The following is a 21,978-nucleotide window of genomic DNA, read 5'->3' as shown; positions in this document are numbered from 1 at the left end:
TGAGTGGACGCGCAAGCATGCGACGAGGAGGTCGTGCCGTGAGCACCGCCAGCCTGACCCATCCCGCCGAGACGACCTCGGCGATCAGCGCGGAGGAGCGCGCCGCGCTCGTCGAGGCGGTGCGCGACTTCGCCGACGCCCGCCTCGCGCCGTTCGCGAACCAGCGCGACGCCGACCACGAGTTCCCCGTCGAGACGCTCCGCGAGGCGGGCTCGCTCGGCCTCGGCGCGATCGTCGTGCGGGAGGACGTCGGGGGATCCGGCCTCGCCCGCGTGGACGCATCCGCGATCTACGAGGAGCTCGCGCGCGGTGACATCGCGGTCGCCGCCTACATCTCGATCCACAACATGGTCGCGTGGATGATCGACACGTTCGGCACCGACGAGCAGCGCCGCGCGTGGCTGCCTGGGCTGTGCTCGATGGAGCAGCTCGCGAGCTACTGCCTCACCGAGCCCGGCGCCGGCTCCGACGCCGCGGCGCTCGCGACGAGCGCCGTGCGCGACGGCGACGACTACGTGCTCACCGGCACGAAGCAGTTCATCTCGGGCGCGGGCACCTCAGCGGTCTACGTCGTCATGGCGCGCACGGGCGAGCCGGGCGCGGGTGGCATCTCGGCGTTCATCGTGCCGGCCGACGCGCCGGGCCTCTCGTTCGGGCCCGACGAGCACAAGATGGGCTGGAACGCGCAGCCGACGAAGCAGGTCGTGCTCGACGGCGTGCGCGTGCCAGCCGCCAACCGGCTCGGCGAGGAGGGCGACGGCTTCGGCATCGCGATGCGCGGCCTCAACGGCGGTCGGCTCGGCATCGCCGCGTGCTCGATCGGCGGCGCGCAGTTCGCGCTCGAGCGCACGATCGCCTACGTCAAGGACCGCTCGACCTTCGGCGCCCCGCTCGCCACGCGGCAGCACGTGATGTTCCAGCTCGCCGACATGGAGACCGAGCTGCAGGCGGCGCGGGCGCTGCTCGTGCAGGCCGCGGCGAAGCTCGACGCGAAGGCGCCCGACGCGCCCGCCGCGTGCGCGATGGCGAAGCGATTCGCGACCGACGCGGCGTTCAAGGTCGCCGACGAGGCGCTGCAGCTGCACGGCGGCTACGGCTACCTGCACGAGTACGGCATCGAGCGCGTCGTGCGCGACCTGCGCGTGCACCGCATCCTCGAGGGCACGAACGAGATGATGCGCATGATCGTCGGCCGCTCGCTCCTGGGCGCGCGATGACGGGCGAGCACGTCCGGACGGAGGTGCGGGGCGCGCTCGGCGTCGTCGTGCTCGACCGGCAGGCGGCGCTCAACGCGCTCACGCACGAGATGGTGCTCGAGATCGCGGATGCGCTGCGGCAGTGGGCGGACGACCCGCGCGTCGAGCGCGTGGCGATCACGGGCGCGGGGCGGGCGCTCTGCGCGGGAGGCGACGTCGTCTCGCTCGTCGACGACATCCGCGCGACGGGCGGCGAGAGCGCCGGCCGCTTCTGGCGCGACGAGTACGCGCTCAACGCCGCGATCGCCCGCTACCCGAAGCCCGTCGTCGCGATCCAGCACGGCATCGTGCTCGGCGGCGGCGTCGGCCTGTCGGGGCACGCGAGCCACCGCGTCGTCACCGACTCGACGCGCATCGGCTTCCCCGAGGTGACGATCGGCTTCGTGCCCGACGTGGGCGCGACGTGGCTGCTGACCCGCGAGCCGGGCGAGCTCGGCACGCGCGCCGCCCTCACGGGCGACCACTTCGGCGCCGCCGACGCGATCCTGCTCGGCCTCGCCGACACCTACGTGCCAGAGCGCCGGCTCCCCGAGCTCCTCGCGGCGCTCGAGACCGCCGAGCCCGACGAGGCGATCGGCCGCGTCGCCGCCGAGCCGCCGGAGGGCCGGCTCGAGGGCGAGCGGGCGATGCTCGACGCGGCGCTCGCGGGCGACGACGTGACGGCCCTGCTCGAGCGGCTCGACGCATCCGGCCCCGAGGGGCAGGCGATCGCGGCCACGATCCGCAAGCGCTCGCCCTTCGCCGTCACCGTGACGCTCGCGGCGCTGCGCCGCGCGCGCGAGCTGCCGAGCCTCGAGGCCGCGCTCGTGGAGGAGTACCGCGTCTCGCGCGCGACGACCCTGCAGCCCGATTTCGCCGAGGGCGTGCGCGCCCAGCTCATCGACAAGGATCGCGCGCCGCAGTGGCGTCCCTCCTCGCTCACGGACGTGACGCCTGCCATGGTGGAGGCGAGCTTCGCAGCGCCGCCGGAGGGCGACCTGCGGCTGCCCGCCGTCACCGAGCACGAGGAGCACGCATGACTGAGCACGAGACCATCCGCGTCGAGCGGCAGGACCGCGTCGCCTGGATCCACCTCGACCGCCCCGAGGCGCTCAACGCGCTCAACGCGCAGCTCATGCGCGAGGTCGTCGCGGTCGCGAAGGAGCTCGACGCCGACGACGGCGTGGGTGCGATCGTCGTGACCGGCTCGGAGCGCGCCTTCGCCGCCGGCGCCGACATCAAGGAGATGGCGACGAAGTCGACCGCCGAGATGCGCGCCGACGGCCACTTCGACGCGTGGCTCGAGTTCGCGGACGTCGAGAAGCCGGTCATCGCGGCGGTGTCGGGCTACGCGCTCGGCGGCGGCTGCGAGCTCGCGCTCATGTGCGACATCATCCTCGCCGCCGACACCGCGACGTTCGGGCTGCCCGAGGTGGGGCTCGGCGTCATCCCGGGCATCGGTGGCACGCAGCGGCTCGTGCGCGCGGTCGGCTACCCGAAGGCGGCCGAGATCATCCTCACGGGGCGTCGCGTCGGCGCCGAGGAGGCCGAGCGCATCGGGCTCGTCTCGCGCGTCGTGGCGGCGGATGCGCTGCTCGAGGAGGCGGGGAAGGTCGCCGCGGGCATCGCGGCGAAGTCGCTGCCGGCGCTCCGCGCCGCGAAGGCGGCCATGGACGCGGCGCTCGAGGTGCCGCTCACCGAGGGCCTCGCGCTCGAGGCGGAGCGCTTCACCGGCCTGTTCGACACGGCCGACCAGAAGGAAGGGATGGCGGCGTTCAGTGAGAAGCGCGAGCCGAGGTTCCAGCACCGCTGAGCTGCTCCCGAGCCGCTCCGCGGACCCCTTCGACCGAACCGGACCCGGTGCACCGGGTCCCGCTCGGCAGAACGGGTCCCGGTGGCGTGCTCACAGCGGCTCGGCCACCGGCCGCGGGTCCTCGAAGTCGCCCGCTCGCTTGCGCATCCGCGCGATGAGCCGCACGAGCTCCGCCGCGTCGTCCTCGTCGATGTCGAGCCCCGTGAAGGCGCGCTCGTTGAGCGCGACCGTCGCCCGCTCGACGAGCTCGCGCCCCGCATCCGTGATCGCCAGCACCGTCGCCCGACCGTCGGTCGGGTGCTGCTCGCGCATCACGAGCCCGTCGCGCACGAGCCGGTCGACCGTGCTCGTCACGCTCGTCGAGTGCACTTGCAGCCGCTTGACGGCCGACTTCATCGGCAGCCGGCCGTCGCGCGTGAACGCGAGCAGCCGCAGCACCTCGAAGCGCGCGAACGACAGCGAGAAGGGGCGCAGGGTCGCCTCGACCGGCGCGACGAGCAGCTGCTGCGCGCGGTTCACCGAGGTCACGAGCGTCATGCCCGGGACGGCATCCGTCCAGCCGTGCTCGATCCACTGGCGGCGGGCCTCGGCGATCGGATCCATCGGCATCGGCCTGTGCGGCATCGGCTCCTCCTCCTCGATCACCGTACCGTTGCCTCAGCACCCCACCACGAAGGGAACCGCTCGATGAAGATCGTCGTGCTCTTGAAGCCCGTCCCGGACACGTACGGGCAGCGCGTGCTCGACCTCGAGACCGGCCTCGCCGATCGCGCGGCGAGCGAGACGGTCATCGACGAGATCGGCGAGCGCGCCCTCGAGGCCGCGCTGCAGCACGCCGAGCAGGCCGGCGACGCCGAGGTCGTCGTGCTGTCGATGGCGCCGGCCGAGTCGCAGTCCGCGCTCCGCAAGGGGCTCGCGATGGGCGCCGCCTCCGCCGTGCACGTCGCCGACGAGCGGCTCGCGGGCGCCGACTACGTGCGCACCGCCGAGGTGCTCGCCGCGGCCCTGCGCAAGACGGGCTTCGACCTCGTCATCACGGGCGACGCATCCACCGACGGCACGGGCGGCGTGATGGCCGCGATGCTCGCCGAGATGCTCGACGCGCCGGGCATCACGCGGCTCGAGTCGCTCGAGATCACGGCGGATGCGGTGCGCGGCACGCGCGCGACCGACGGCGGGACGATGGTCGTCCAGGCGGCGCTGCCGGCCGTCGTCTCGGTGACCGAGGCGCTGCCCGACCCGCGCTTCCCGGCGCTGCGGGGCATCATGAACGCCAAGAAGAAGCCGGTCGAGCAGCTCACGCTCGACGACCTGCCGCTCGACGAGGTCGGCGCGGCGCTCGACGAGACGGCCGCGCCGCGCTCGATCATGACCTCGGTCGCCGAGCGGCCGCCGCGCTCGGCGGGCACCATCATCACCGACGAGGGCGACGCGGGCGAGCGCATCGCGGCCTTCCTGGCCGAGCGGAGGCTCGCGTGAACCCCATCCTCGTGCTCCTGCCCGCCGCTCCCGCGGGCGGGCTCATCGCCGGTGCCGCCGAGGCCATCGGCGCCGCCGCCTCGATCGGCACGCCCATCGCGGTCGTGACCGGACCCGCGGATGCGCTGCCCGGCCTCGCCGAGCAGGCCGCGTCGTTCGGCGCGGCGCGCGTGCACACGGCCGTCGTCGAGGGCGCTGAGCTCGGCGCACCGGCGGCCGACGCGTTCGAGGCGGCCGCGCGGCTCGTGCAGCCAGAGCTCGTGCTCGTGCCGGCGACGGTCGAGGGCCGCGAGGCGGCCGGCCGGCTCGCGGCGCGGCTGCGCGCGCCGATCGCCGCCGACATCGTCGGCGTCGCGCGCGACGAGCAGGGCGTCGTCGTGCGCCACTCGGTCTACGGCGGCGCGTACGACGTCGAGTCGGCCGCGACCTACGGGCCCCTCATCGCGACGATGCGCCTCGGCTCGATCGACGACCGCGCCGAGGCCGCGGCGCCCGACGTCCAGCCGCTCGAGGTCACCGCATCCGGTTGGCGCGCCGCCACGATCGAGAGCTTCGAGCCCATCGCGCAGGTCTCGACGCGCCCCGACCTCCGCACGGCGAAGCGCATCGTCTCGGGCGGACGCGGGCTCGGCTCGAAGGAGCAGTTCGCGCTCATCGAGCAGCTCGCCGACACGCTCGGCGCCGCGGTCGGCGCCTCGCGCGCCGCCGTCGACGCGGGATACGTCGAGCCGAGCGCGCAGGTCGGGCAGACCGGCACGTCGGTCTCGCCCGACCTCTACCTCGCGGTCGGCATCTCGGGTGCGATCCAGCACCGCGCCGGCATGCAGACGGCCAAGACGATCGTCGCGATCGACCGGGATGCGTCGGCGCCGATCTTCGAGATCGCCGACCTCGGCGTCGTGGGCGACCTGTTCACGATCGTGCCGCAGCTCACCGCGGCGCTCGAGGCGCGGAAGGGCTGACGATGGAGCGAGCGGTGGCGGTGCGTCGGGGGCTCCCGCGCGTGCCCGGCGGCGAGCCGTGGCCGCCGGCGTCGGACGTCGCCGCGGCCGACCCGCTGGCCATCGCGACGGCCGCTGCGCCGATCGCGGCCGATGCGCCGCCGCAGCCGCGCGACGACGCGGCGACCGCCGTCGAGGCGGTGCCGGTCGAGCAGCCAGAGGCCGCGGCTCCCGCTCCCGCCCCCGCTGCCGTGCACTCGACCCCGCCCGGCGCGATCCGGCGCGGCCTGCCGCGCGTCGCCGGCGGAGAGCCGTGGCCGCCTGCGGCCGGTGCGGCCGCGGCCGTCGCGGCGCCCGTCGAGCAGCCGATCGCCGAGCCTGAGCGCGAGCCTGCATCGCTGGGTGGTACCGATTCGTCGCCTGCCGCCCCCGCCGAGCGACACATCGGTACCACCCCCGCCCCGGAGGCCGCGCCGGGTGGTACCGATTCGCCGCCTGCCGCCCCCGTCGAGCGACAGATCGGTACCACTCACGACACCGGCGCCACGATCCGCCGCGGGCTGCCGCGCGTGCGCGGCGGCGAGCCGTGGCCGCCCGCCGGCGCTGCCGCGTCGGCCCCCGCCCGTTCGTCGAGCAGCGCGCAGAGCGCGCGCATCGAGACGGAGCCGACGGGTCTCGATGCGCCGCCTGCTTCCACCCGTGCGTCGAGTAGCGCGCGCAGCGCGCGTATCGAGACGGAGCCGGCGGGTCTCGATACGCCGCCTGCGGCGGCTACTCGACCAGCGGGAGTGGAGCCGGCTGCGGCGGCTACTCGACCAGCGAAGGTGGAGGCGCCTGCGGCGGCTACTCGACCCGCGGAGGTGGAGGCGCCTGCGGCGGCTGCTCGACCCGCGGAGGTGGAGGCGCCCGCGGCGGCTCGACCAACGCCGGCGGCGAAGCCCGCCCCGGCGACGAAGCCCGCCGCTGCCGCGGCGAAGCCGGCGGCCGCCGCCGCGAAGTCGGCCGCGACCGCTGCCGCCGCGCCGTCGATGCGCCCGGTCACCGCGCGCCAGTGGATCGCGACCAGCATCATCGTCGCGCTCGCGATCGTCGGCCTCGCGACGATCGTCGTCGCGATCGCCCGCTGGTTCGTCGGGCTCGAGCCGGTCGCGGCGTTCATGCAGCAGTACTCCGGCACCTACGACCTGCCGGAGGGCGCGCCCGTCGGCCTGCCGCCGTGGCTCAACTGGTCGCACTTCTTCAACTCGCTGCTGATCGTGCTCATCATCCGCTCGGGCCTGCAGGTGCGGTACGAGCGGAAGCCCGCCGCCTACTGGACCCCGAAGCGCGGCGGGAAGAAGACGTCGCTGTCGGTCTGGCTCCACACGAGCCTCGACGTGCTGTGGGTCGTCAACGGGCTCGTCTTCGTCGTGCTGCTGTTCGCGACCGGGCAGTGGATGCGCATCGTGCCGACGAGCCTCGAGGTCTTCCCGCACGCGATCTCGGCGGGCCTGCAGTACGTCTCGCTCGACTGGCCGACCGAGCACGGCTGGGTGAACTACAACGCGCTCCAGCAGCTCGCGTACTTCACCACCGTCTTCGTCGCCGCGCCGCTCGCGATCATCACGGGCATCCGCATGAGCCGCTGGTGGCCGCAGGGCAAGGCTGGCCTCGACCGCGCCTTCCCGGTGGAGTGGGCGCGCGCCGTGCACTTCCCCGTGATGCTGTACTTCGTGGTGTTCATCGTCACGCACGTGCTGCTCGTGCTCACGACCGGGGCGCTGCGCAACCTCAACCACATGTACGCGGCGCGGGAGGCCGACGACTGGCTCGGCTTCGCGTTCTTCGCCGGCTCGCTGCTCGTCATCGCCGCGGCGTGGTTCGCGGCGAGGCCGTCGCTGCTCGTGCCGATCGCGCAGCGCTTCGGCACCGTCTCCTCGCGCTGACCGCCGCCCCGAGCGGGATCCACCGGGGGTCATCCCCCAGGCGGATCCCGGGGCGGCCGGGTGGCCCGGTCACCCGCGCGCGCCTAGCGTTGCTCGCATGACCGTCCCCAATCCCGCACAGGGCCAGCCGATGCAGCAGGCGCCGGCCCAGCCGTACGTCCCGCCCGTCGCGCCGACCCAGACGACGACCCCGCGGCCGCCGCTGTCGAAGGCCGACGCCCACCGCGCCCGCCTCGCCGGCGGCATCGGCGGCGGCATCGCCTGGCTCGGCCTCGGCATCTCGCAAGCCGCGATCCTCCTCCTCGCGCTGCCCTTCATCGTCAGCGCCGTCATCTTCGGCATCGGCTTCGCCCTCAGCGACGGCGGTCCGAGCGCGACCGGCGGCGTCTGGCCGCAGCTCACCGACTGGCTCGGCTCCGCGGCCGGCATCGCGGTGATCGCCGCGATCCCGCTCGGCGTCGTCGTCTGGCTCGTCGGCCTCTGGATCAGCGCCCGCATCCTCCGCCGCGGCGGCGTCCACCGCCCGGTCGGCGTCACGTGGGCCGGCTTCGGCATCGCCGCTGCCGCGAACATCCTGCTCGGCAGCCTCGGCTCGATCACGATCGGCCCCGCGTTCGGCGGCCTCCCCTTCGCCGGCGGGCCGAACCTCGACTTCGACCCGAGCGACACCTACTGGGGCGCGCAGGGCTGGAGCGGCGACCCGGGCGACTTCGATCCGGGCGCCATCGACCCCGGCCTCCTCGAGCGCATCGCCGACCCAGGCCAGCTCGTCGCCCTGGCTGGCCCGTGGGTCGCGCTCGGCTCGCTCGTCTCGCTCATCGTGCCGATCATCCTGAGCATCTTCGCCTGGTGGTGGATGGCGCACGCACTCCGCGCTCCCGCCCGGCCGGAGGTCGACGCCACCGCCTGAACGACGGATGCGGCCGGTCACGGCAAGATGGATGGGTGACAGACGATCTCGAGGCCACCCGCCGTCGCCCGCTGTGGTCGCTCATCGGGATCGGCCTCTTCGCCGGGTTCCTCTCGGGCATGTTCGGCATCGGCGGCGGCATCGTCATCGTGCCGCTCCTCGTGCTCGCGGCCGGCTTCGAGCGCCGGCTCGCGGCGGGCACCTCGCTCGCCGCGATCGTGCCGGCCGCGCTCGTCGGCGTCGCGAGCTACGCGGCGCTCGAGCAGGTGGACTGGCTCGTCGCGCTGATCCTCGTGGTCGGCTCGGTGACCGGCGCGCAGGTCGGCGCCCAGCTGCTGCACCGGCTGCCGCTGCTCGCGATCCGCTGGGCGTTCATCGTCTTCCTCGCCGCGGTCGCCGTGAGCCTCTTCCTCGTCGTCCCCTCGCGCGAGGCGGAGCTCGAGCTCACGGTGCTGCCGATCATCGGGCTCGTCGTGCTCGGCTTCTGCACGGGCGTGCTCTCGGGCATCCTCGGCGTCGGCGGCGGCATCATCATCGTGCCGATGCTCATCCTGCTCTTCGGGCAGAGCGACCTCGTCGCGAAGGGCACGTCGCTCGCGATGATGATCCCCACCGCGATCTCCGGCACGATCGGCAACCTGCGGCGCAAGAACGTCGACCTGCGCTCCGCGCTCGTCGTGGGGCTCTCCGCGTGCGTCACGACCGCGCTCGGCGCGGCCGTCGCCAACCTGCTCGACCCGCGCACGGCTTCCATCGTCTTCGCCGTCTTCCTCGCGGTGCTCATCGTCCGGCTCGTCATCGAGGCCGTGCAGTCGAGCCGCAAGGCGTGACGCGGCGGCTCGTGCCGCTGCTGATCGGCGCGCTCTTCACCGCCGTCGGCGCGGCGGTGCTCGCCGCGATGCTCGCCGTGCCGCGGCGCTGGGCGCTCGACGTCGAGACGCTCGTGCTGCTCGTGCCGGCCGCGTGCTTCGTCGTCGGCGCGCTGCTCGTCGGCTTCGCGGTGCGGGGGATGCTGCGCGATCGGCGACGGCGCGCGATGCCGCTCGCGGCGGCGCGGCCGCAGCCCGCGGCGGTGAGCGGCGAGGGGCGCTGGGCGCTCGCGGACGTCGCGAGCGAGCTCGCCCGCCGGCTCGCCGACAGCCCGTGCGCCGTGCATCACGCGGGTGCGCACATCGAGGTGCGGTGGCGCGTCGGCTCGTGGGGCGAGGAGCGCTGCGAGCTGCGCGATGCGGGCGGGGGAGAGCTCGAGCATGCTGACGTCATCGAGACGCCGACCGCGATGCTGCGCCAGAGCGGCGGCTCGACCGTGCGCGTCGGCGCGCCCGGTCGGGCGCCCGCGTCGGCCGGCGCTCGCGAGGAGCTCGACTCGCTCGAGCGGCTCGCGGTGCACGACGCGCTCGACGAGGCGCTCGCGGTGTCGGGGTGGCGGCGACGCGGCTGACGCGACCGCGACCGCGACCGAGGCTACTTGGCGATGTCGATCTGCTCGGTGGGCGGCGGCAGCGTGAGCGTGCCGGTGCGGCTCATGCGGTCGGAGCGGCGCACGCGGATCCACCAGATGGCGCCGACCGCGAAGGCGACGAGGCACGTCGCGGCCGCGACGAGGAGTCCCGCCCGCGGGCCCCACGCATCCGCCACCCAGCCGACGATCGGCGCGCCGATCGGGGTGCCGCCCATGAAGACCGCGCCGTAGAGCGCCATGACGCGGCCGCGCATCTCGGGCGCGCTCGTGAGCTGCACCATCGAGTTGGCGTTGGTCATGAACAGCTGCGCCGTGAAGCCCGCCACGACGAGCGCGACGCCGAACAGCACGATGTGCGGCGAGACCGCCGCCGCGAGGCAGCCGAGCACGAACAGGCCCAGGCCGCCGACGATGAGGGTCCAGCGCGGGCGCGCGGCGCGAGCGGCGAGCAGCGCGCCCGCGACCGAGCCGATCGCCATCGCGCTCGAGAGGATGCCGAAGGTGTCGGCCTGCGCCTCGTACTCGACGCTCGTCATGGTCGAGATGTAGATGGGGAAGTTGAGCCCGAAGGTGCCGAGGATGAACGCCATCGCGAAGACGATCATGAGGTCGCCGCGCTTCTTCACGTAGCGGAAGCCCGCGACGATGTCGCCGAGCCCCTTCGCGCCGCGCGGGCTCGGCCGCAGCTCGTCGGTGCGCAGCCGCAGGAGCGCGACGATCATCGCGATGAAGGTCACGGCGTTGATGAGGAACACCGGGCCGGGCGCGACGAGCGCGATCAAGAGGCCCGCGACGGCCGGGCCGACGAGGCGCGCGCCGTGGAACGAGGCGGAGTTGAGGGCGACCGCGTTGGCGATGTCGTCCTGCCCGACGATCTGCGAGACGAACGCCTGCCGCGCCGGGTTGTCGAACGACTGCACGATGCCGAAGGCGAGGGCGAACAGCTGCACGTGCCACAGCTCGACGACGCCCGCGGTGACGACGATGCCCAGGATGAGCGCGAGGATGCCCATCGCCGATTGCGTCACGAGCAGCACCTTGCGGCGGTCGTACTTGTCGGCGATGAGCCCCGAGACCGGCACGAGCAGCAGCTGGGGACCGAACTGCAGCGCCATGTTGACGCCGACCGCGGTCGCGTCGTTGTTGGTGAGCACCGTGAGCACGGTCCACGACAGCGCGGTGGACTGCATCCACGCGCCGATGTTCGAGATGAGGGCGCCGGTGAACCACGTGCGGTAGTTGAACAGGCGCAGGGAGCGGAACATCATCGTTCGGCGAGCCTCTGGATGACGGGGATGGCGCGCACGAGCGCCTCGCGGTCCTCGGGGCTCAGCGCGTCGATCGCCTCGGCGAGCGCGCGGTTGCGGCGCTCGCGCGTCTCGGCGATCATCTGCCCGCCCTTCTCGCTGATCGCGAAGAGCACCATGCGGCCGTCGCTCGGGTGGTCGCGGCGCTCGACGTAGCCGAGCGACTCGAGGTGCTGGAGCGTCTTGACCATGCTCGGCGGCTTCACGCCCTCGCACGCCGCGATGCGGGCGAGGGTGGGCTCCTCGACGACCTGCAGCGCGCCGAGCGCCGAGAGGTGGTGGAGCGAGAGCGCCTCGTCGACCCGCTCGGCCCGCATGCGCCTGCCCATGCGCACGAGGGCGACCCGGAAGGCGTCGGCGAGGGCGATGGTCGGCATTTCGTTAGTCTACCAAACGACCCGCCGCGAGGTCGACGGCGATCGCGCGCCGATCGGCGCGCGATCCGGTCGGCGTCAGCCGTTCGAGCCGGCCGAGGCGGCGCTCGCGGAGCCGGCCGGCGCGACCGGGGCCGGGGCCGGCACGGGCTCCGGGGCGGGCACCTCTTGAGCGGAGACCGCCGCCTCGGTCGGCGAGGGCGCGACGATCGTGCCCGCGGCGGCCTTCGCGCCCGGTGCCGAGCCGTCGCCCGTGCTCGAGCGCTCGCCGCGCAGCTCGATGCCGGCGACGGGCGAGCCTGCCGCGTCCTGCACCTGCATCGCGTTCGCGATCCCCATCGCGCCCACGCTGAGCCCCGCGAGGGTGAGCGCCCCCGCGGTGCCGACGAGCACCCACTGCTTCCGCTGCATGCCTCCACCCTCGCCGGTCTCCGTGAGGGCGGGAGGACGCTCAGATGAGAGGTCTCTCATCTGCATCGCGCAGGATGTCGCGGCCGAGCGCGAGCTCGACCTCCGCGGTCTCGAGGTCGCCGCGCTCGATCGGCGCGAGCGCGTGCGCGAGCACGTGCACGGCGGTGCGGTGCGCGACGCGCGCCCGGCCCGGCCGCCCGGGGGCGAGCCAGCGCGCGGCCGCGGCGTCGAGCAGCCGCCGGAAGCCCGCCGAGCGGCCCTCGTCGCGCCGCGCGAGCGCGATCGAGGCGATGAGGTGGGCGATGAGCGCCGCCTCGTCGTCGGCCGGGTCGCCGAGCCCCGCGGTGTCGATGTCGATGACGCCCGCGATCGCGCTCGCGTCGTCGGCGTCGACGAACAGCTGCCCGACGTGCAGGTCGCCGTGGATCGTGCGCCGCTCGGCCTCGTCGACGACGAGGGCGGATGCGTCGGCGCCCGTCACGACCGCCGTCACGGCGGCGAGGTGGTCGCGGAGCACCGCCGACGGGGCGACCGCCGGGTCGCCCTCCGCTGCCCTGGCGAGCGCCGCGTCGATGCGCGCGAGGTACCAGTCGTGCCGCAGCGCGAGCGAGGCGCGCGCGTCGCGGCCGGTGTCGACCGCGGCGATCCGCTCGCGCAGCGCGTCGATCGAGTCGAGCAGCCGATCGGGCTCGAGCTCGGCGAGCCGCGAGGTCAGCGGCACGCCGTCGGCCGTCTCGGTGAGCACGATCCCGAGCTCCGACCAGCCGGTGATGTGCGGCACGGGCACGCCGCCCGCGCGCAGCGACTCCTGCAGCTCGACGATCGAGCCGGAGGCCGACGGGCGCACGATCTTGAGGTAGGTCTCCCGCTCGCCCGCGCGCATCCGGAACATCGCCCGCTTGCCGGGCCGGTAGACGAGCAGCTCGGGCGGGCGGTCGATCGAGACGCCGAGCCGGCCCATGAGCGTCGCCGCGGCGGCGGGGAAGGATGCGGGGGCGAGGGCGGGCAAGCGGGGATCGGCCGGGTGCAGCCAGATGCGCGCGTCGGGGCGCCCCGGGTCGCCGAGCACGAAGCCCGTCTCGGCCTCGACCCGCTTGCCGGAGGTGTCGACGTACCAGTAGCGCGCCTGGGGTGAGAGCTCCTCGAAGCCCGTGAGCGCGCCGCCGCCGAACGGCTCGCGGCTGATGATGCGCAGCTCGCCCTCGAGCTGCTCGCCGAGGGCGTCGCGCAGCATCCGCTCCTCGGCGCTCTGGGCGCGCCCGTCGATCGCTGCATCCACACGGCCATTCGACCAGATCGCCGGGCGGCGCGGGCCGATCGCGAGGGGCCTCTCATCCTCGGCTCATCGCCGCCCCGCGACCGCGGGGGTTGAATGGAGGCATGGCCCATCCCGAGCGGAGGCGACTGCGCCCATGGACGGTGCGCTCGCGCATCGTCGGGCTGCTGACGCTCCTCGCGCTCGTCTCGGCGTTCGTGGCCGGCGGGGTCGCCTACGTCGCGGAGCGCTCGCGCACGCTCGAGCAGATCGAGGCGAACCTGCGCGCGGCGCTCGAGTCGGCGAGCTTCATCGTCGCCGACGACGCGTGGGCCGACTCCGCGCAAGCGCTGCGGGCGGTCGTGCAGCGGCTCGCGCCGGATGACAACACCGGCACGCTCGGCATCGTCGACGGCAGCGCGGCGCTCGTGCCGGGCATCGCGACCGACGTGCCGCTCGACCGGCTGCCGGGCTTCGTCGAGCGCGTCGTCGCCGAGACCGCCGGGCACGAGGTCGTGGTCGGCACCTACGCGGGCGGCGAGCGCACCGTGCGCTACCTCGCGGCGCCCGTCGTGGTGGGCGACGTCGACGAGGGCGCGCCGCCCGCCGCCGTCTTCGTCACCGGCTACGACGTCGATGCCGAGCTCGCCGAGCTCGACGGCGCCGCGCGCGTGTTCACGATCACGGCGCTCGTCACGACCGCGGCGACGTTCCTCGTCGGCCTGCTCGTCTCCGACCGGCTGCTGCGCCCCATCCGGCGGATGCGCGAGGTCGCCGAGCGCTCCTCGGCCGCGAGCCTCTCGGAGCGCATCCCCGTCGGGTCGAGCCGCGACGACGTGTCGCAGCTCGCGATCACCGTCAACGGCATGCTCGACCGGCTCGGCGGCGCGCTCGGCAGCCAGCGCGAGCTGCTGCGCGATGTGGGCCACGAGCTCAAGACGCCCATCACGATCGTGCGCGGGCACCTCGAGCTCGTCGACGCGCACGACCCGGCCGACGTCGAGGCGACCCGCGACCTCGCGATCGACGAGCTCGACCGCATGGCGCGGCTCGTCGACGACCTGCGCGCAGCGGCGCGGCTGCGCGACCCGGGCGCCTTCGAGCTGCGGCAGACCGACGTCGCGGCCCTGCTCGAGCAGATCGCCGAGAAGGCGCGCGCGATCGACGGCGCCGAGCTCGAGCCCGGGGTCGAGGCGGTGGCCGCGGTCGCCGTGCTCGATCCCGACCGCATCACGCAAGCGATGCTGCAGCTCGTCGCGAACGCCGCGCGGCACGCGCGCGGCCCGATCGCGATCGGCGCGCGCGTGCTCGGCCGCGACCTGCAGCTGTTCGTGCGCGACCGCGGACCGGGCGTGCCGGACGAGCTCAAGGCCGTCATCTTCGAGCGCTTCCGCCGCGGCGTCGCGGAGGGGCGGGGCGACGGCGGCTCGGGGCTCGGGCTCGCGATCGTGACCCTCATCGCGGAGCGCCACGGCGGCTCGGCGTCGGTCGTGGATGCCAGGGCGACGGATGCCTCGGTCGGCTCCGAGTTCCGGCTCACCCTCCCGGGCGCCGTCGTCCCCGCCGCCGGTGGCGCGCATCCGCCCCGGGGCGCCGTCGATCGCGCCCGGCTCGACGCCCGACCCGACGCCCGATCCCAGACCGACAGCGAGGAGCAGCCATGGCATCGATCCTGATCGCGGAGGACGAGGCGCGCATCGCGTCGTTCGTCGAGAAGGGGCTCGCGGCCGCGGGCTTCTCGACGCGCGTCGCGACGACGGGCCCCGAGGCGCTCGACCTCGCGCTCACCGACGAGTTCGACCTGCTCGTGCTCGACATCGGGCTGCCGGGCTTGGACGGCTTCGAGGTGCTCGCGCAGCTGCGCGGCTCGGGCTCGACGATGCCGGTCATCATCCTCACGGCGCGCGCGGGCGGTGCCGACACCGTCGCGGGGCTCGAGGGCGGCGCCGACGACTACATGGCCAAGCCCTTCCGCTTCGACGAGCTGCTCGCGCGCGTGCGGCTGCGGATGGCGAGCGCCGCGCCGAGCGGCCAGCCGGTCGCGCAGCTCTCGCACCAGGGCCTCGCGCTCGACGTCCGCACCCGGCGCGCGAGCGTCGACGGCCGCGAGGTCGAGCTCTCGGGCCGCGAGTTCGCGCTCGCCGAGGAGCTCGTGCGCCACGCGGGCCAGGTGCTCTCGCGCGAGCAGCTGCTCTCTCGCGTGTGGGGCTACGACTTCGACCCGGGCTCGAACGTCGTCGACGTGTACATCCGCTACCTCCGCAACAAGCTCGGCGCGGAGCGCATCGAGACGGTGCGGGGGATGGGCTACCGGCTCGTGTGAGCGGCCGCCGCCGGCTCAGCGGCGGGGCCGGAGCCCCGTGACCTCGAGCGCGCGATCGAGCAGCAGGCTCGCCGCCTCGGGCGATCGCTCGGCGGCGCGGATGCCGTGGCCGAGCAGGTGCAGCGCCGTGAGCGCTCGCGTGTGCGCCGAGTCGAGCCAGCGCTCCTCGGCGGCGTCGGCGAGGTCCTGCAGCAGCTCGGCATCGGCCGCGCGCCCCGCGACGTCGTTGCGCACGGCGCTCGCGGTCGCGTGCCCGACGAAGGCGGCGCAGTCGTCGGCGGGGTCGCCGAGCCCCGCGGTGTCGACGTCGATGACCGACGAGACGGCGCTGCCGTGGAAGAAGAGCTGGCCGATGTGGAGGTCGCCGTGGATGACGCGCGGCGGGCCGACGCGGCGCGCGTTCGCGATCACGAAGGGCGCGAGCGCTCGCACGTCGGCGGCGCGGTCGGGGAGTGCCTCGCCGATGCGCGCGAGGTGCCAGTCGATGCGCGTCGCGACCGAGGCGCGCGCGATGCGGCGCGTGCGCACCGTGAGCAGCCGCTCGCGGAGCGCGTCGACCGCGTCGACGACGTCGTCGGCCGGCATCGTCGCGGCCGTGACGGGGCCGGGCGTGCCGATCGCGTCGCGCACGACGACGACGCCCGACGGCGACCAGTGCACGACCTCGGGCGCGGGCACGCCGACCGAGCGGCACGCCTCGTGGATCGCCACGAGGTCCTCGGCCTCCGCGGGCCGCACGACCTTCACGAACAGGTGCACGCCGTGCTGCGTGATGCGCACGACGGCGCGGCGGCCCGGGCGGTAGGCGAGCACGCGCGCCTCGATCCGGCCGCTGCTGCCCGCCGCGGCCGAGATGCGCGCGAGCCGCTCGGGGTCGACGGCCGTGCGCAGCGCCGGCAGGCGCGGGTCGAGCGGATGCTTCCAGATGCGGGCGACAGGGACGCCGTCGCTCGTGCTGACGACGAAGCCGGTCTCGACCGCGACCGGCTGCCGCGAGGTGTCGACGAACCACTCGCCGGCCCACTCGCCGTCGTCGATCGTGAAGCGCGCGATGCTGCCGTGCCCGAAGGGCTCGACGGCGACGAGGCGACCGGTGCGACCGATCGCCTTCTCCAGCAGCGCCTGCTCACGCATGCACCCATCGTCGCAGGCGCGCGCGACGATCGGGGTACGGATGCGGTGCGAGCGCCCGGCGAGTTGCGCGAGGCGCGCTGCCGGCGGCTACTCGGCCGCGCCGCTCGCGTCGGCCGCGCCGCGGCCGAGGAGGCTCGAGCGCAAGGGGCCGAACACGCGGTGCAGCACCGCGATCGCCTCGTCGTCGAGGCCGCCGAGGAAGAGCTCCTCGACGTGCCGGGCGTGCACGGGACGCGCCTTCCGCAGGCGCTGCCGCCCCGCATCCGTCAGCACCGCCTCAGTGCCGCGGCGGTCGGTCGGGCTCTGCTCGCGCCGCACGAGCCCCGAGCGCTCGAGCGCGGCGACGCGATACGTCAGCCGGCCGGGCGCGAACGCGATCGCGCGCGCGAGGTCGCCCATGCGCATCCGCGAGCCCTCGGCCTCGTGCAGCACGAGCAGGATGTTGAACTCGCCGAGGTCCATGTCGGCGGCCTCCTTGAGGCGCCGCTCGAGCTCGTTCTCGAGCAGGCTCGAGCCCTCGAAGTACTCGCGCCAGGTCTGCGACGCCGTCGGCTTGCCGCGAGCCGCGCTCACGCGTGCCCCAGCATCTGCTCGAACGAGACGAACGCGTCGCTCTCGACGTCGAACGGGTCGGCCTCGCGCCGTCGCGGCATCGCGACCATGAGGTCGGCGAGCTCTTGCCCCGCGCGCGCGATGCGGCGCTCGAGGCCGGATGCCGTGCCCCAGTCCTCGCTCGCGGCGAAGACCCCGGTGGGCACGACCTGCGCCTTGAGGTAGGCGAACATCGGCCGCATCGCGGTGTCCATCACCATCGAGTGGCGCGCCGAGCCGCCCGTCGCGCCGAGCGCCGTGGGGATCGAGGCGAGCTGCCCCTCCTCGATGACGTCGAAGAACGACTTGAACAGCCCCGAGTACGACATGTTGAACGTCGGCGTCACGGCGATGATCGCCTCGGCGTCGACGACCTCCCTGATCGCGGCGGCGAGCGCCCCCGAGGGGTTGTGCGTGAGCATGTGCGCGGCGATGTCCTGCGCGAGCGGCCGCAGCACGACGTCGACGGCCTCGGCGGTCTGGCCGTGCCCCGTGAGCGCCGAGAGCGTCGCGTCGCGCAGCCGGTCGGCGAGCAGCCTCGTGCTCGAGGGGTCGCCGAGGCCGGCCGAGACGACCGCGATCCGCGGCTCGCTCATCGCGCCTCTCCCGCCTGCTGAGCGATCGCCGCGCCGGTGTCGAGGTCGCTGCGCGCGCCCTGCTCCTGCCACGCGCGGCCCTGCTCGCCGAGCTGCGTGCCCGCCTCCCGCGCGGCCGCGACGCGCGCGGCGTGCGTGGGCGCATCCGGCACCCCGGGCTGGCGCACGCGGTCGAACTCCTGCCGCAGCACCGGCACGACCTCCGTGCCGAGGATCTCGATCTGCTCGAGCACCTCCTCGAGCGGGAGGCCGGCGTGGTCGATGAGGAAGAGCTGGCGCTGGTAGTCGCCCGCGAAGTCGCGGAACGAGAGCGTCCGCTCGATGACCTGCTCGGGCGTGCCGACGGTGAGCGGCGTCGCCTCGGTGAACTCCTCGAGCGAGGGGCCGTGGCCGTAGACGGGGGCGACGTCGAAGAACGGGCGGAACCGCTCCTTCGCCTCGCGCTCGGTCGGCTTCATGAAGACCTGGCCGCCGAGGCCGACGATCGCCTGCTCGGGCTCGCCGTGGCCGTAGTGCGCGAAGCGGTTGCGGTAGAGCCGCACCATCCGCTCGGTGTGCTCCTTGTTCCAGAAGATGTTGTTGTGGAAGAAGCCGTCGCCGTAGTACGCCGCCTGCTCGGCGATCTGCGGCGAGCGGATCGAGCCGTGCCACACGAAGGGCGCGACGCCGTCGAGCGGCGCGGGCGTCGAGGTGTAGCCCGTGAGCGGTGTGCGGTGCTTGCCCTGCCAGTTCACGACCGGCTCGCGCCACAGCTTGTGCAGCAGCGCGTAGTTCTCGATCGCGAGCTCGATGCCGTCGCGGATGTCCTTGCCGAACCACGGGTAGACCGGGCCGGTGTTGCCGCGGCCGAGCGTGAGGTCGACGCGGCCGTCGGCGAGGTGCTGCAGCATCGCGAAGTCCTCGGCGATCTTCACCGGGTCGTTCGTCGTGATGAGCGTCGTCGCGGTCGAGAGGATGAGCCGCTCGGTCTGCGCGGCGATGTAGCCGAGGATCGTCGTGGGCGACGAGGAGAAGAACGGCGGGTTGTGGTGCTCGCCGGCGGCGAAGACGTCGAGGCCGACCTCCTCGGCCTTCTTCGCCATCGCGACCCACGCCCGGATGCGCTCGTGCTCGGTCGGCGTGCGGCCGGTGGTCGGGTCCTCGGTGATGTCGCTCACCGAGAAGATGCCGAACTGCATGCTGCTCATTGGGGGTCCTTCCGTCGCGAGCAAGTCGTTCAAAATCGAATAATCAGTGCAACGGGTCGTGCCGACAGCGTATTCCTCCGGGACGGCTGATCGTTCAAATCCGTCGGATCTGCCTGCGTGTCCTCGTGTTGCGGGCGGATGCGCCCGGCGCCCGGGCGCGTCGGTAGCGTTCGAGCATGGGTGAGCGAGCGGACGTCGCGGTCGTCGGCCTCGGCGCGATCGGCTCGAGCGCCGCGTGGCGGCTCGCCGCTCGCGGGCGCGACGTCGTCGGGATCGACCAGCACCAGCCGGGGCACGCGTGGGGCGGCTCGCACGGGCGCACGCGGCTGTTCCGCGTCGCGTGCCTCGAGCACCCGGGGTTGACCCCCATCGCGCGCCGCGCGCGCGAGCTGTGGCGCGAGCTCGAGGCGTCGAGCGGGGAGGAGCTGCTGCTCGAGACCGGCGCGATCATGATCGGCCGGCCCGGATCGCGCATCATCGAGGGCACGCTCGCCGCGGCGCGAGAGCACGACCTGCCGGTCGAGCGGCTGACCGCCGACGAGCTCGAGCGCTGGCTCCCGGGCCACGCACGGCTCGAGCCCGGCGACATCGGCTTGTGGGACCCGGAGGCGGGCATCCTCCGACCGGAGGCCGCGATCGTCGCGGCGGTCGACGCCGCGCGCGCCGCCGGGGCGCGCATCCGCACCGGCGAGCGCGTGCTCGCAATCGAGCCGGACGGCGACGGCGTCGTGGTGCGGCTCGCGGCCGGCGACGTGCGCGCCCGCCGCGTCGTGCTCGCCGCCGGGCCGTGGCTCGGCCAGCTGGCGGACGTGCCGCTCGTGCCCCATCGCGTCGTGATGACGTGGTTCCGCGCGCGCGACGGCCACGACGCATCCATCGACCGCCTGCCGGTCTTCATCCGCACCGCGCCGGGCACCGGGCAGTGGATCTGGGGCCACGGCGCGCTCGCGGGCGATCTCGCGAAGGTCGGGCCCGAGTTCGACGGCCCGTTCGAGCCCGACGATCCCGACGCGATCGACCGCGAGGTGCACGCTGGCGAGACCGACGGCATCGCGGCGCTCGTCGCGGCGACCTTCCCCGACCTCGAGCCCGAGCCGGCCGAGTCGACGACGTGCACCATGGCGCACACCCCCGATGGGCAGTTCCTCGTCGGGCCGACGGATGCGTCGGGCCGGGTCGTCGTCGCGGGCGGCTGCTCGGGGCACTCCTTCAAGCACGCCGCCGCGCTCGGCGAGCTCGCCGCGCAGCTCGCGGTCGACGAGGCGCCCTTCACCGACATCGGCTTCCTCGACCCGCGCCGCTTCGCCGCGAGCCGCGTGGCCTGAGGCCTCAGCACCCGCGCGCGGACGCGCACGCGCACGCGGGTAGCGAATCGCCGTGCGAGGGCGACTCAGGAACGGTCGTTACCGTCGTCCACCGCCGCGGCGAGCGCTCCTGCGCCCGCGACGATCCACGGAACCGAGTCAAGAGACGAGACGCGTATAGCCATGCCCGCCAGCCACCCCGCCGACTCCCGCTCGACGCGACCCGACGCATCCGCCGATCCGCCCGCCACGACCGGGGAGCTGCGGAGGCTCGAGGTCGACGACGTGCTCGTGGTGAAGACCGGGCGCGTGCGGCAGGCGATCTCGGGCACCGTCGTCGGCAACTTCATGGAGTGGTTCGACTTCGGCATCTACGGCTACCTCGCCGTGACGATGACCGCGGTCTTCACCGCCGGGATGGACGAGGGCCTCGGGCTGCTCGTCGTGCTGCTCGGCTTCGCGATCTCGTTCCTCGTCCGCCCGCTCGGCGGCCTCGTGCTCGGCCCGCTCGGCGACCGCATCGGCCGGCAGCGGGTGCTCTTCCTCACGATGGCGATGATGGCCGCCGCGACGGCGCTCATCGGCGTGCTGCCGACCGCCGCGCAGATCGGCGCGTGGGCGATCCTGCCGCTCTACCTGCTGAAGATGGTGCAGGGCTTCTCGACCGGCGGCGAGTACGCCGGCGCGACCACCTACGTCGCCGAGTTCTCGCCCGACCGCTCGCGCGGCTTCTGGTCGTCGTGGCTCGACGTCGGCTCCTACGTCGGCTTCGCCGCCGGCGCCTCGGTCGTCGCCCTCACGACCTGGATCACGGAGTCGGTCTCCGGGGCCGGCGCGATGGTCGACTACGGCTGGCGCATCCCCTTCCTCATCGCCATCCCGCTCGGCGTCGTCGCGATCTGGTTCCGCCTGCGGATCCCCGAGACGCCCGCCTACGAGGTCGCGCAGGAGGCCCCGCACACCGACGCCGACGACCCGATGGCGCGCCACGGCATCCTCGGCATCCTCCGCCACCACTGGCGCGCGGTGCTCGTCGCGATGGCCGTCGTCGCCGCGACGAACACGGCGGGCTACGCGCTCACGAGCTACATGCCCACCTACCTCGAGGCGACCGTCGGGCTCTCGACGGTGACCGCGGCGCTCGCGACCGTGCCGGTGCTGCTGCTGCTCTCGGCGCTCCTGCCGCTGCTCGGCCGGCTCTCCGACCGCATCGGCCGCAAGCCCGTCTACCTCATGGCGTCCGCCTCCGTCGTCGTGCTCATCCTGCCCGCGTTCGCGCTCATGCAGGTGGGCGAGCTGTGGGCCGTCATGATCGCGCTCGTGATGGTCGCGGTGCCGGTCGCGCTGTGGATCGGCTGCTCGGCGGCGACGCTGCCGGCGCTCTTCCCCACGGCGTCGCGCTTCGGCGCGATGGCGATCGCCTACAACCTCTCGGTCTCGCTGTTCGGCGGCACGACGCCGCTGTTCAGCCAGGCCCTCATCGACCTGACCGGCAACCCCTACATGCCGGCGTTCTACATCATGTTCTTCGGCATCGTCGGCGGCCTCGCGGTGCTCGGCATGCGCGAGACGGCGCGGCGCCCGCTCATCGGCTCGGTGCCGACGGTCGAGTCGCGCGCCGAGGCGGTCGAGCTCGTCGCGACGCAGGACGAGAACCCCCTCATCGACACGACGTCGATGCCGCTCGTCGAGGCGGGCGAACGCGAGCTCGAGGCCGCCCGGTAGCCCGCG

The 21,978-nt window shown here is 74.2% G+C and carries 22 protein-coding genes; 13 read left to right on the top strand and 9 right to left on the bottom strand.

All coding sequences use genetic code 11. The annotated features are described in order from the left end of the window. Positions 1–38 precede the first annotated feature (38 nt). The 3 genes from L332_RS27230 to L332_RS27220 are packed head-to-tail and all read left to right on the top strand — an operon-like array spanning position 39 to position 3,048. Positions 39–1,217 carry an acyl-CoA dehydrogenase family protein gene (locus tag L332_RS27230; RefSeq protein WP_021011516.1) on the top strand — a complete coding sequence of 393 codons (1,179 nt, stop codon included), beginning with the start codon at positions 39–41 and terminating at the stop codon, positions 1,215–1,217. Then, entirely contained in the window at positions 1,214–2,275 is a 1,062-nt protein-coding gene (locus L332_RS27225; protein WP_021011515.1) for a 3-hydroxyisobutyryl-CoA hydrolase, read from the top strand. Before L332_RS27230 ends, L332_RS27225 begins: the two co-directional genes overlap by 4 nt. Then, entirely contained in the window at positions 2,272–3,048 is a 777-nt protein-coding gene (locus L332_RS27220; protein WP_021011514.1) for an enoyl-CoA hydratase-related protein, read from the top strand. The genes L332_RS27225 and L332_RS27220 overlap by 4 nt, the downstream gene beginning before the upstream one ends. 90 nt (positions 3,049–3,138) lie before the next feature. Here the strand turns inward: L332_RS27220 and L332_RS27215 are convergent, their stop codons facing one another. Then, on the bottom strand, positions 3,139–3,672 hold the full coding sequence (locus L332_RS27215; RefSeq protein WP_031224257.1) for a MarR family winged helix-turn-helix transcriptional regulator: 534 nt from the start codon (positions 3,670–3,672) through the stop codon (positions 3,139–3,141). A gap of 63 nt (positions 3,673–3,735) precedes the next feature. Here L332_RS27215 and L332_RS27210 point away from each other — a divergent pair, with 63 nt between their 5' ends. From L332_RS27210 to L332_RS30470, 6 genes are all read left to right on the top strand, one after another. Then, positions 3,736–4,527, top strand: coding sequence for an electron transfer flavoprotein subunit beta/FixA family protein (locus L332_RS27210; protein ID WP_021011512.1), 792 nt, complete (start codon positions 3,736–3,738; stop codon positions 4,525–4,527). Further along, positions 4,524–5,489: an electron transfer flavoprotein subunit alpha/FixB family protein gene (locus tag L332_RS27205; protein ID WP_021011511.1), complete on the top strand. Its 966-nt coding sequence runs from the start codon at positions 4,524–4,526 to the stop codon at positions 5,487–5,489. The genes L332_RS27210 and L332_RS27205 overlap by 4 nt, the downstream gene beginning before the upstream one ends. A gap of 875 nt (positions 5,490–6,364) precedes the next feature. Further along, entirely contained in the window at positions 6,365–7,393 is a 1,029-nt protein-coding gene (locus L332_RS30895; RefSeq protein ID WP_021065111.1) for a cytochrome b/b6 domain-containing protein, read from the top strand. A 97-nt stretch (positions 7,394–7,490) separates the two neighbouring features. After that, complete coding sequence (locus L332_RS27200) at positions 7,491–8,303, top strand: hypothetical protein (RefSeq protein WP_021065110.1); 813 nt, start codon at positions 7,491–7,493, stop codon at positions 8,301–8,303. 35 nt (positions 8,304–8,338) lie between these two features. Further along, positions 8,339–9,133 (top strand): sulfite exporter TauE/SafE family protein, encoded by a 795-nt coding sequence (locus tag L332_RS27195; RefSeq protein WP_021011507.1) that lies wholly within the window; start codon positions 8,339–8,341, stop codon positions 9,131–9,133. Then, complete coding sequence (locus L332_RS30470) at positions 9,130–9,744, top strand: hypothetical protein (RefSeq protein WP_021011506.1); 615 nt, start codon at positions 9,130–9,132, stop codon at positions 9,742–9,744. Before L332_RS27195 ends, L332_RS30470 begins: the two co-directional genes overlap by 4 nt. Before the next feature lie 23 nt (positions 9,745–9,767). Here the strand turns inward: L332_RS30470 and L332_RS27185 are convergent, their stop codons facing one another. From L332_RS27185 to L332_RS27170, 4 genes are all read right to left on the bottom strand, one after another. Further along, positions 9,768–11,033, bottom strand: coding sequence for an MFS transporter (locus tag L332_RS27185; protein ID WP_021065109.1), 1,266 nt, complete (start codon positions 11,031–11,033; stop codon positions 9,768–9,770). Further along, positions 11,030–11,449, bottom strand: a complete 420-nt coding sequence (locus L332_RS27180) for a MarR family winged helix-turn-helix transcriptional regulator (RefSeq protein WP_021011504.1) — start codon at positions 11,447–11,449, stop codon at positions 11,030–11,032. The genes L332_RS27185 and L332_RS27180 overlap by 4 nt, the downstream gene beginning before the upstream one ends. Positions 11,450–11,524: 75 nt before the next feature. Next, complete coding sequence (locus L332_RS27175; protein WP_021011503.1) at positions 11,525–11,857, bottom strand: hypothetical protein; 333 nt, start codon at positions 11,855–11,857, stop codon at positions 11,525–11,527. A gap of 40 nt (positions 11,858–11,897) precedes the next feature. Next, positions 11,898–13,136: a phosphotransferase family protein gene (locus tag L332_RS27170; RefSeq protein ID WP_021011502.1), complete on the bottom strand. Its 1,239-nt coding sequence runs from the start codon at positions 13,134–13,136 to the stop codon at positions 11,898–11,900. A 101-nt stretch (positions 13,137–13,237) separates the two neighbouring features. Here L332_RS27170 and L332_RS29620 point away from each other — a divergent pair, with 101 nt between their 5' ends. Together L332_RS29620 and L332_RS27160 are read left to right on the top strand one after the other, a co-directional pair. Continuing rightward, positions 13,238–14,788, top strand: coding sequence for a sensor histidine kinase (locus L332_RS29620; RefSeq protein ID WP_021011501.1), 1,551 nt, complete (start codon positions 13,238–13,240; stop codon positions 14,786–14,788). Then, entirely contained in the window at positions 14,773–15,435 is a 663-nt protein-coding gene (locus L332_RS27160) for a response regulator transcription factor (protein WP_021011500.1), read from the top strand. The genes L332_RS29620 and L332_RS27160 overlap by 16 nt, the downstream gene beginning before the upstream one ends. Before the next feature lie 15 nt (positions 15,436–15,450). Here the strand turns inward: L332_RS27160 and L332_RS27155 are convergent, their stop codons facing one another. The 4 genes from L332_RS27155 to L332_RS27145 form a co-directional block, all read right to left on the bottom strand. Beyond that, positions 15,451–16,569, bottom strand: coding sequence for a phosphotransferase (locus tag L332_RS27155; RefSeq protein ID WP_021011499.1), 1,119 nt, complete (start codon positions 16,567–16,569; stop codon positions 15,451–15,453). Positions 16,570–16,656: 87 nt separating this feature from the next. Continuing rightward, complete coding sequence (locus L332_RS0115705) at positions 16,657–17,142, bottom strand: MarR family winged helix-turn-helix transcriptional regulator (protein WP_021011498.1); 486 nt, start codon at positions 17,140–17,142, stop codon at positions 16,657–16,659. Next, positions 17,139–17,756 carry a CE1759 family FMN reductase gene (locus tag L332_RS27150; protein WP_021011497.1) on the bottom strand — a complete coding sequence of 206 codons (618 nt, stop codon included), beginning with the start codon at positions 17,754–17,756 and terminating at the stop codon, positions 17,139–17,141. The genes L332_RS0115705 and L332_RS27150 overlap by 4 nt, the downstream gene beginning before the upstream one ends. Next, complete coding sequence (locus L332_RS27145) at positions 17,753–18,934, bottom strand: LLM class flavin-dependent oxidoreductase (protein WP_052588767.1); 1,182 nt, start codon at positions 18,932–18,934, stop codon at positions 17,753–17,755. Before L332_RS27145 ends, L332_RS27150 begins: the two co-directional genes overlap by 4 nt. 185 nt (positions 18,935–19,119) lie before the next feature. Here L332_RS27145 and solA point away from each other — a divergent pair, with 185 nt between their 5' ends. Both solA and L332_RS27135 read left to right on the top strand, forming a co-directional pair. Further along, positions 19,120–20,268 (top strand): N-methyl-L-tryptophan oxidase, encoded by a 1,149-nt coding sequence (gene solA, locus L332_RS27140; protein ID WP_021011495.1) that lies wholly within the window; start codon positions 19,120–19,122, stop codon positions 20,266–20,268. A 162-nt stretch (positions 20,269–20,430) separates the two neighbouring features. After that, positions 20,431–21,972, top strand: a complete 1,542-nt coding sequence (locus L332_RS27135) for an MFS transporter (RefSeq protein ID WP_021011494.1) — start codon at positions 20,431–20,433, stop codon at positions 21,970–21,972. The last annotated feature ends 6 nt before the right edge of the window (positions 21,973–21,978 follow it).

The organism is Agrococcus pavilionensis RW1, from assembly GCF_000400485.1.
Taxonomy (GTDB): Bacteria; Actinomycetota; Actinomycetes; order Actinomycetales; family Microbacteriaceae; genus Agrococcus; species Agrococcus pavilionensis.
Note: the sequence above shows the minus strand (reverse complement) of the source record. Positions and strands in the feature narration are given on the sequence as shown.

Excerpts from the sequence above, each read along its gene's own strand:
- L332_RS27225 (WP_021011515.1), top strand. The coding sequence starts at position 1,214 with ATGACGGGCGAGCACGTCCGGACGGAGGTGCGGGGCGCGCTCGGCGTC.
- L332_RS27155 (WP_021011499.1), bottom strand. The coding sequence starts at position 16,569 with ATGCGTGAGCAGGCGCTGCTGGAGAAGGCGATCGGTCGCACCGGTCGC.
- L332_RS27135 (WP_021011494.1), top strand. The coding sequence starts at position 20,431 with ATGCCCGCCAGCCACCCCGCCGACTCCCGCTCGACGCGACCCGACGCA.
- L332_RS27200 (WP_021065110.1), top strand. The coding sequence starts at position 7,491 with ATGACCGTCCCCAATCCCGCACAGGGCCAGCCGATGCAGCAGGCGCCG.
- L332_RS27210 (WP_021011512.1), top strand. The coding sequence starts at position 3,736 with ATGAAGATCGTCGTGCTCTTGAAGCCCGTCCCGGACACGTACGGGCAG.
- solA (WP_021011495.1), top strand. The coding sequence starts at position 19,120 with ATGGGTGAGCGAGCGGACGTCGCGGTCGTCGGCCTCGGCGCGATCGGC.
- L332_RS27150 (WP_021011497.1), bottom strand. The coding sequence starts at position 17,756 with ATGAGCGAGCCGCGGATCGCGGTCGTCTCGGCCGGCCTCGGCGACCCC.
- L332_RS27215 (WP_031224257.1), bottom strand. The coding sequence starts at position 3,672 with ATGCCGCACAGGCCGATGCCGATGGATCCGATCGCCGAGGCCCGCCGC.
- L332_RS27185 (WP_021065109.1), bottom strand. The coding sequence starts at position 11,033 with ATGATGTTCCGCTCCCTGCGCCTGTTCAACTACCGCACGTGGTTCACC.
- L332_RS27160 (WP_021011500.1), top strand. The coding sequence starts at position 14,773 with ATGGCATCGATCCTGATCGCGGAGGACGAGGCGCGCATCGCGTCGTTC.
- L332_RS29620 (WP_021011501.1), top strand. The coding sequence starts at position 13,238 with ATGGCCCATCCCGAGCGGAGGCGACTGCGCCCATGGACGGTGCGCTCG.
- L332_RS27145 (WP_052588767.1), bottom strand. The coding sequence starts at position 18,934 with ATGCAGTTCGGCATCTTCTCGGTGAGCGACATCACCGAGGACCCGACC.
- L332_RS27175 (WP_021011503.1), bottom strand. The coding sequence starts at position 11,857 with ATGCAGCGGAAGCAGTGGGTGCTCGTCGGCACCGCGGGGGCGCTCACC.
- L332_RS27180 (WP_021011504.1), bottom strand. The coding sequence starts at position 11,449 with ATGCCGACCATCGCCCTCGCCGACGCCTTCCGGGTCGCCCTCGTGCGC.
- L332_RS27220 (WP_021011514.1), top strand. The coding sequence starts at position 2,272 with ATGACTGAGCACGAGACCATCCGCGTCGAGCGGCAGGACCGCGTCGCC.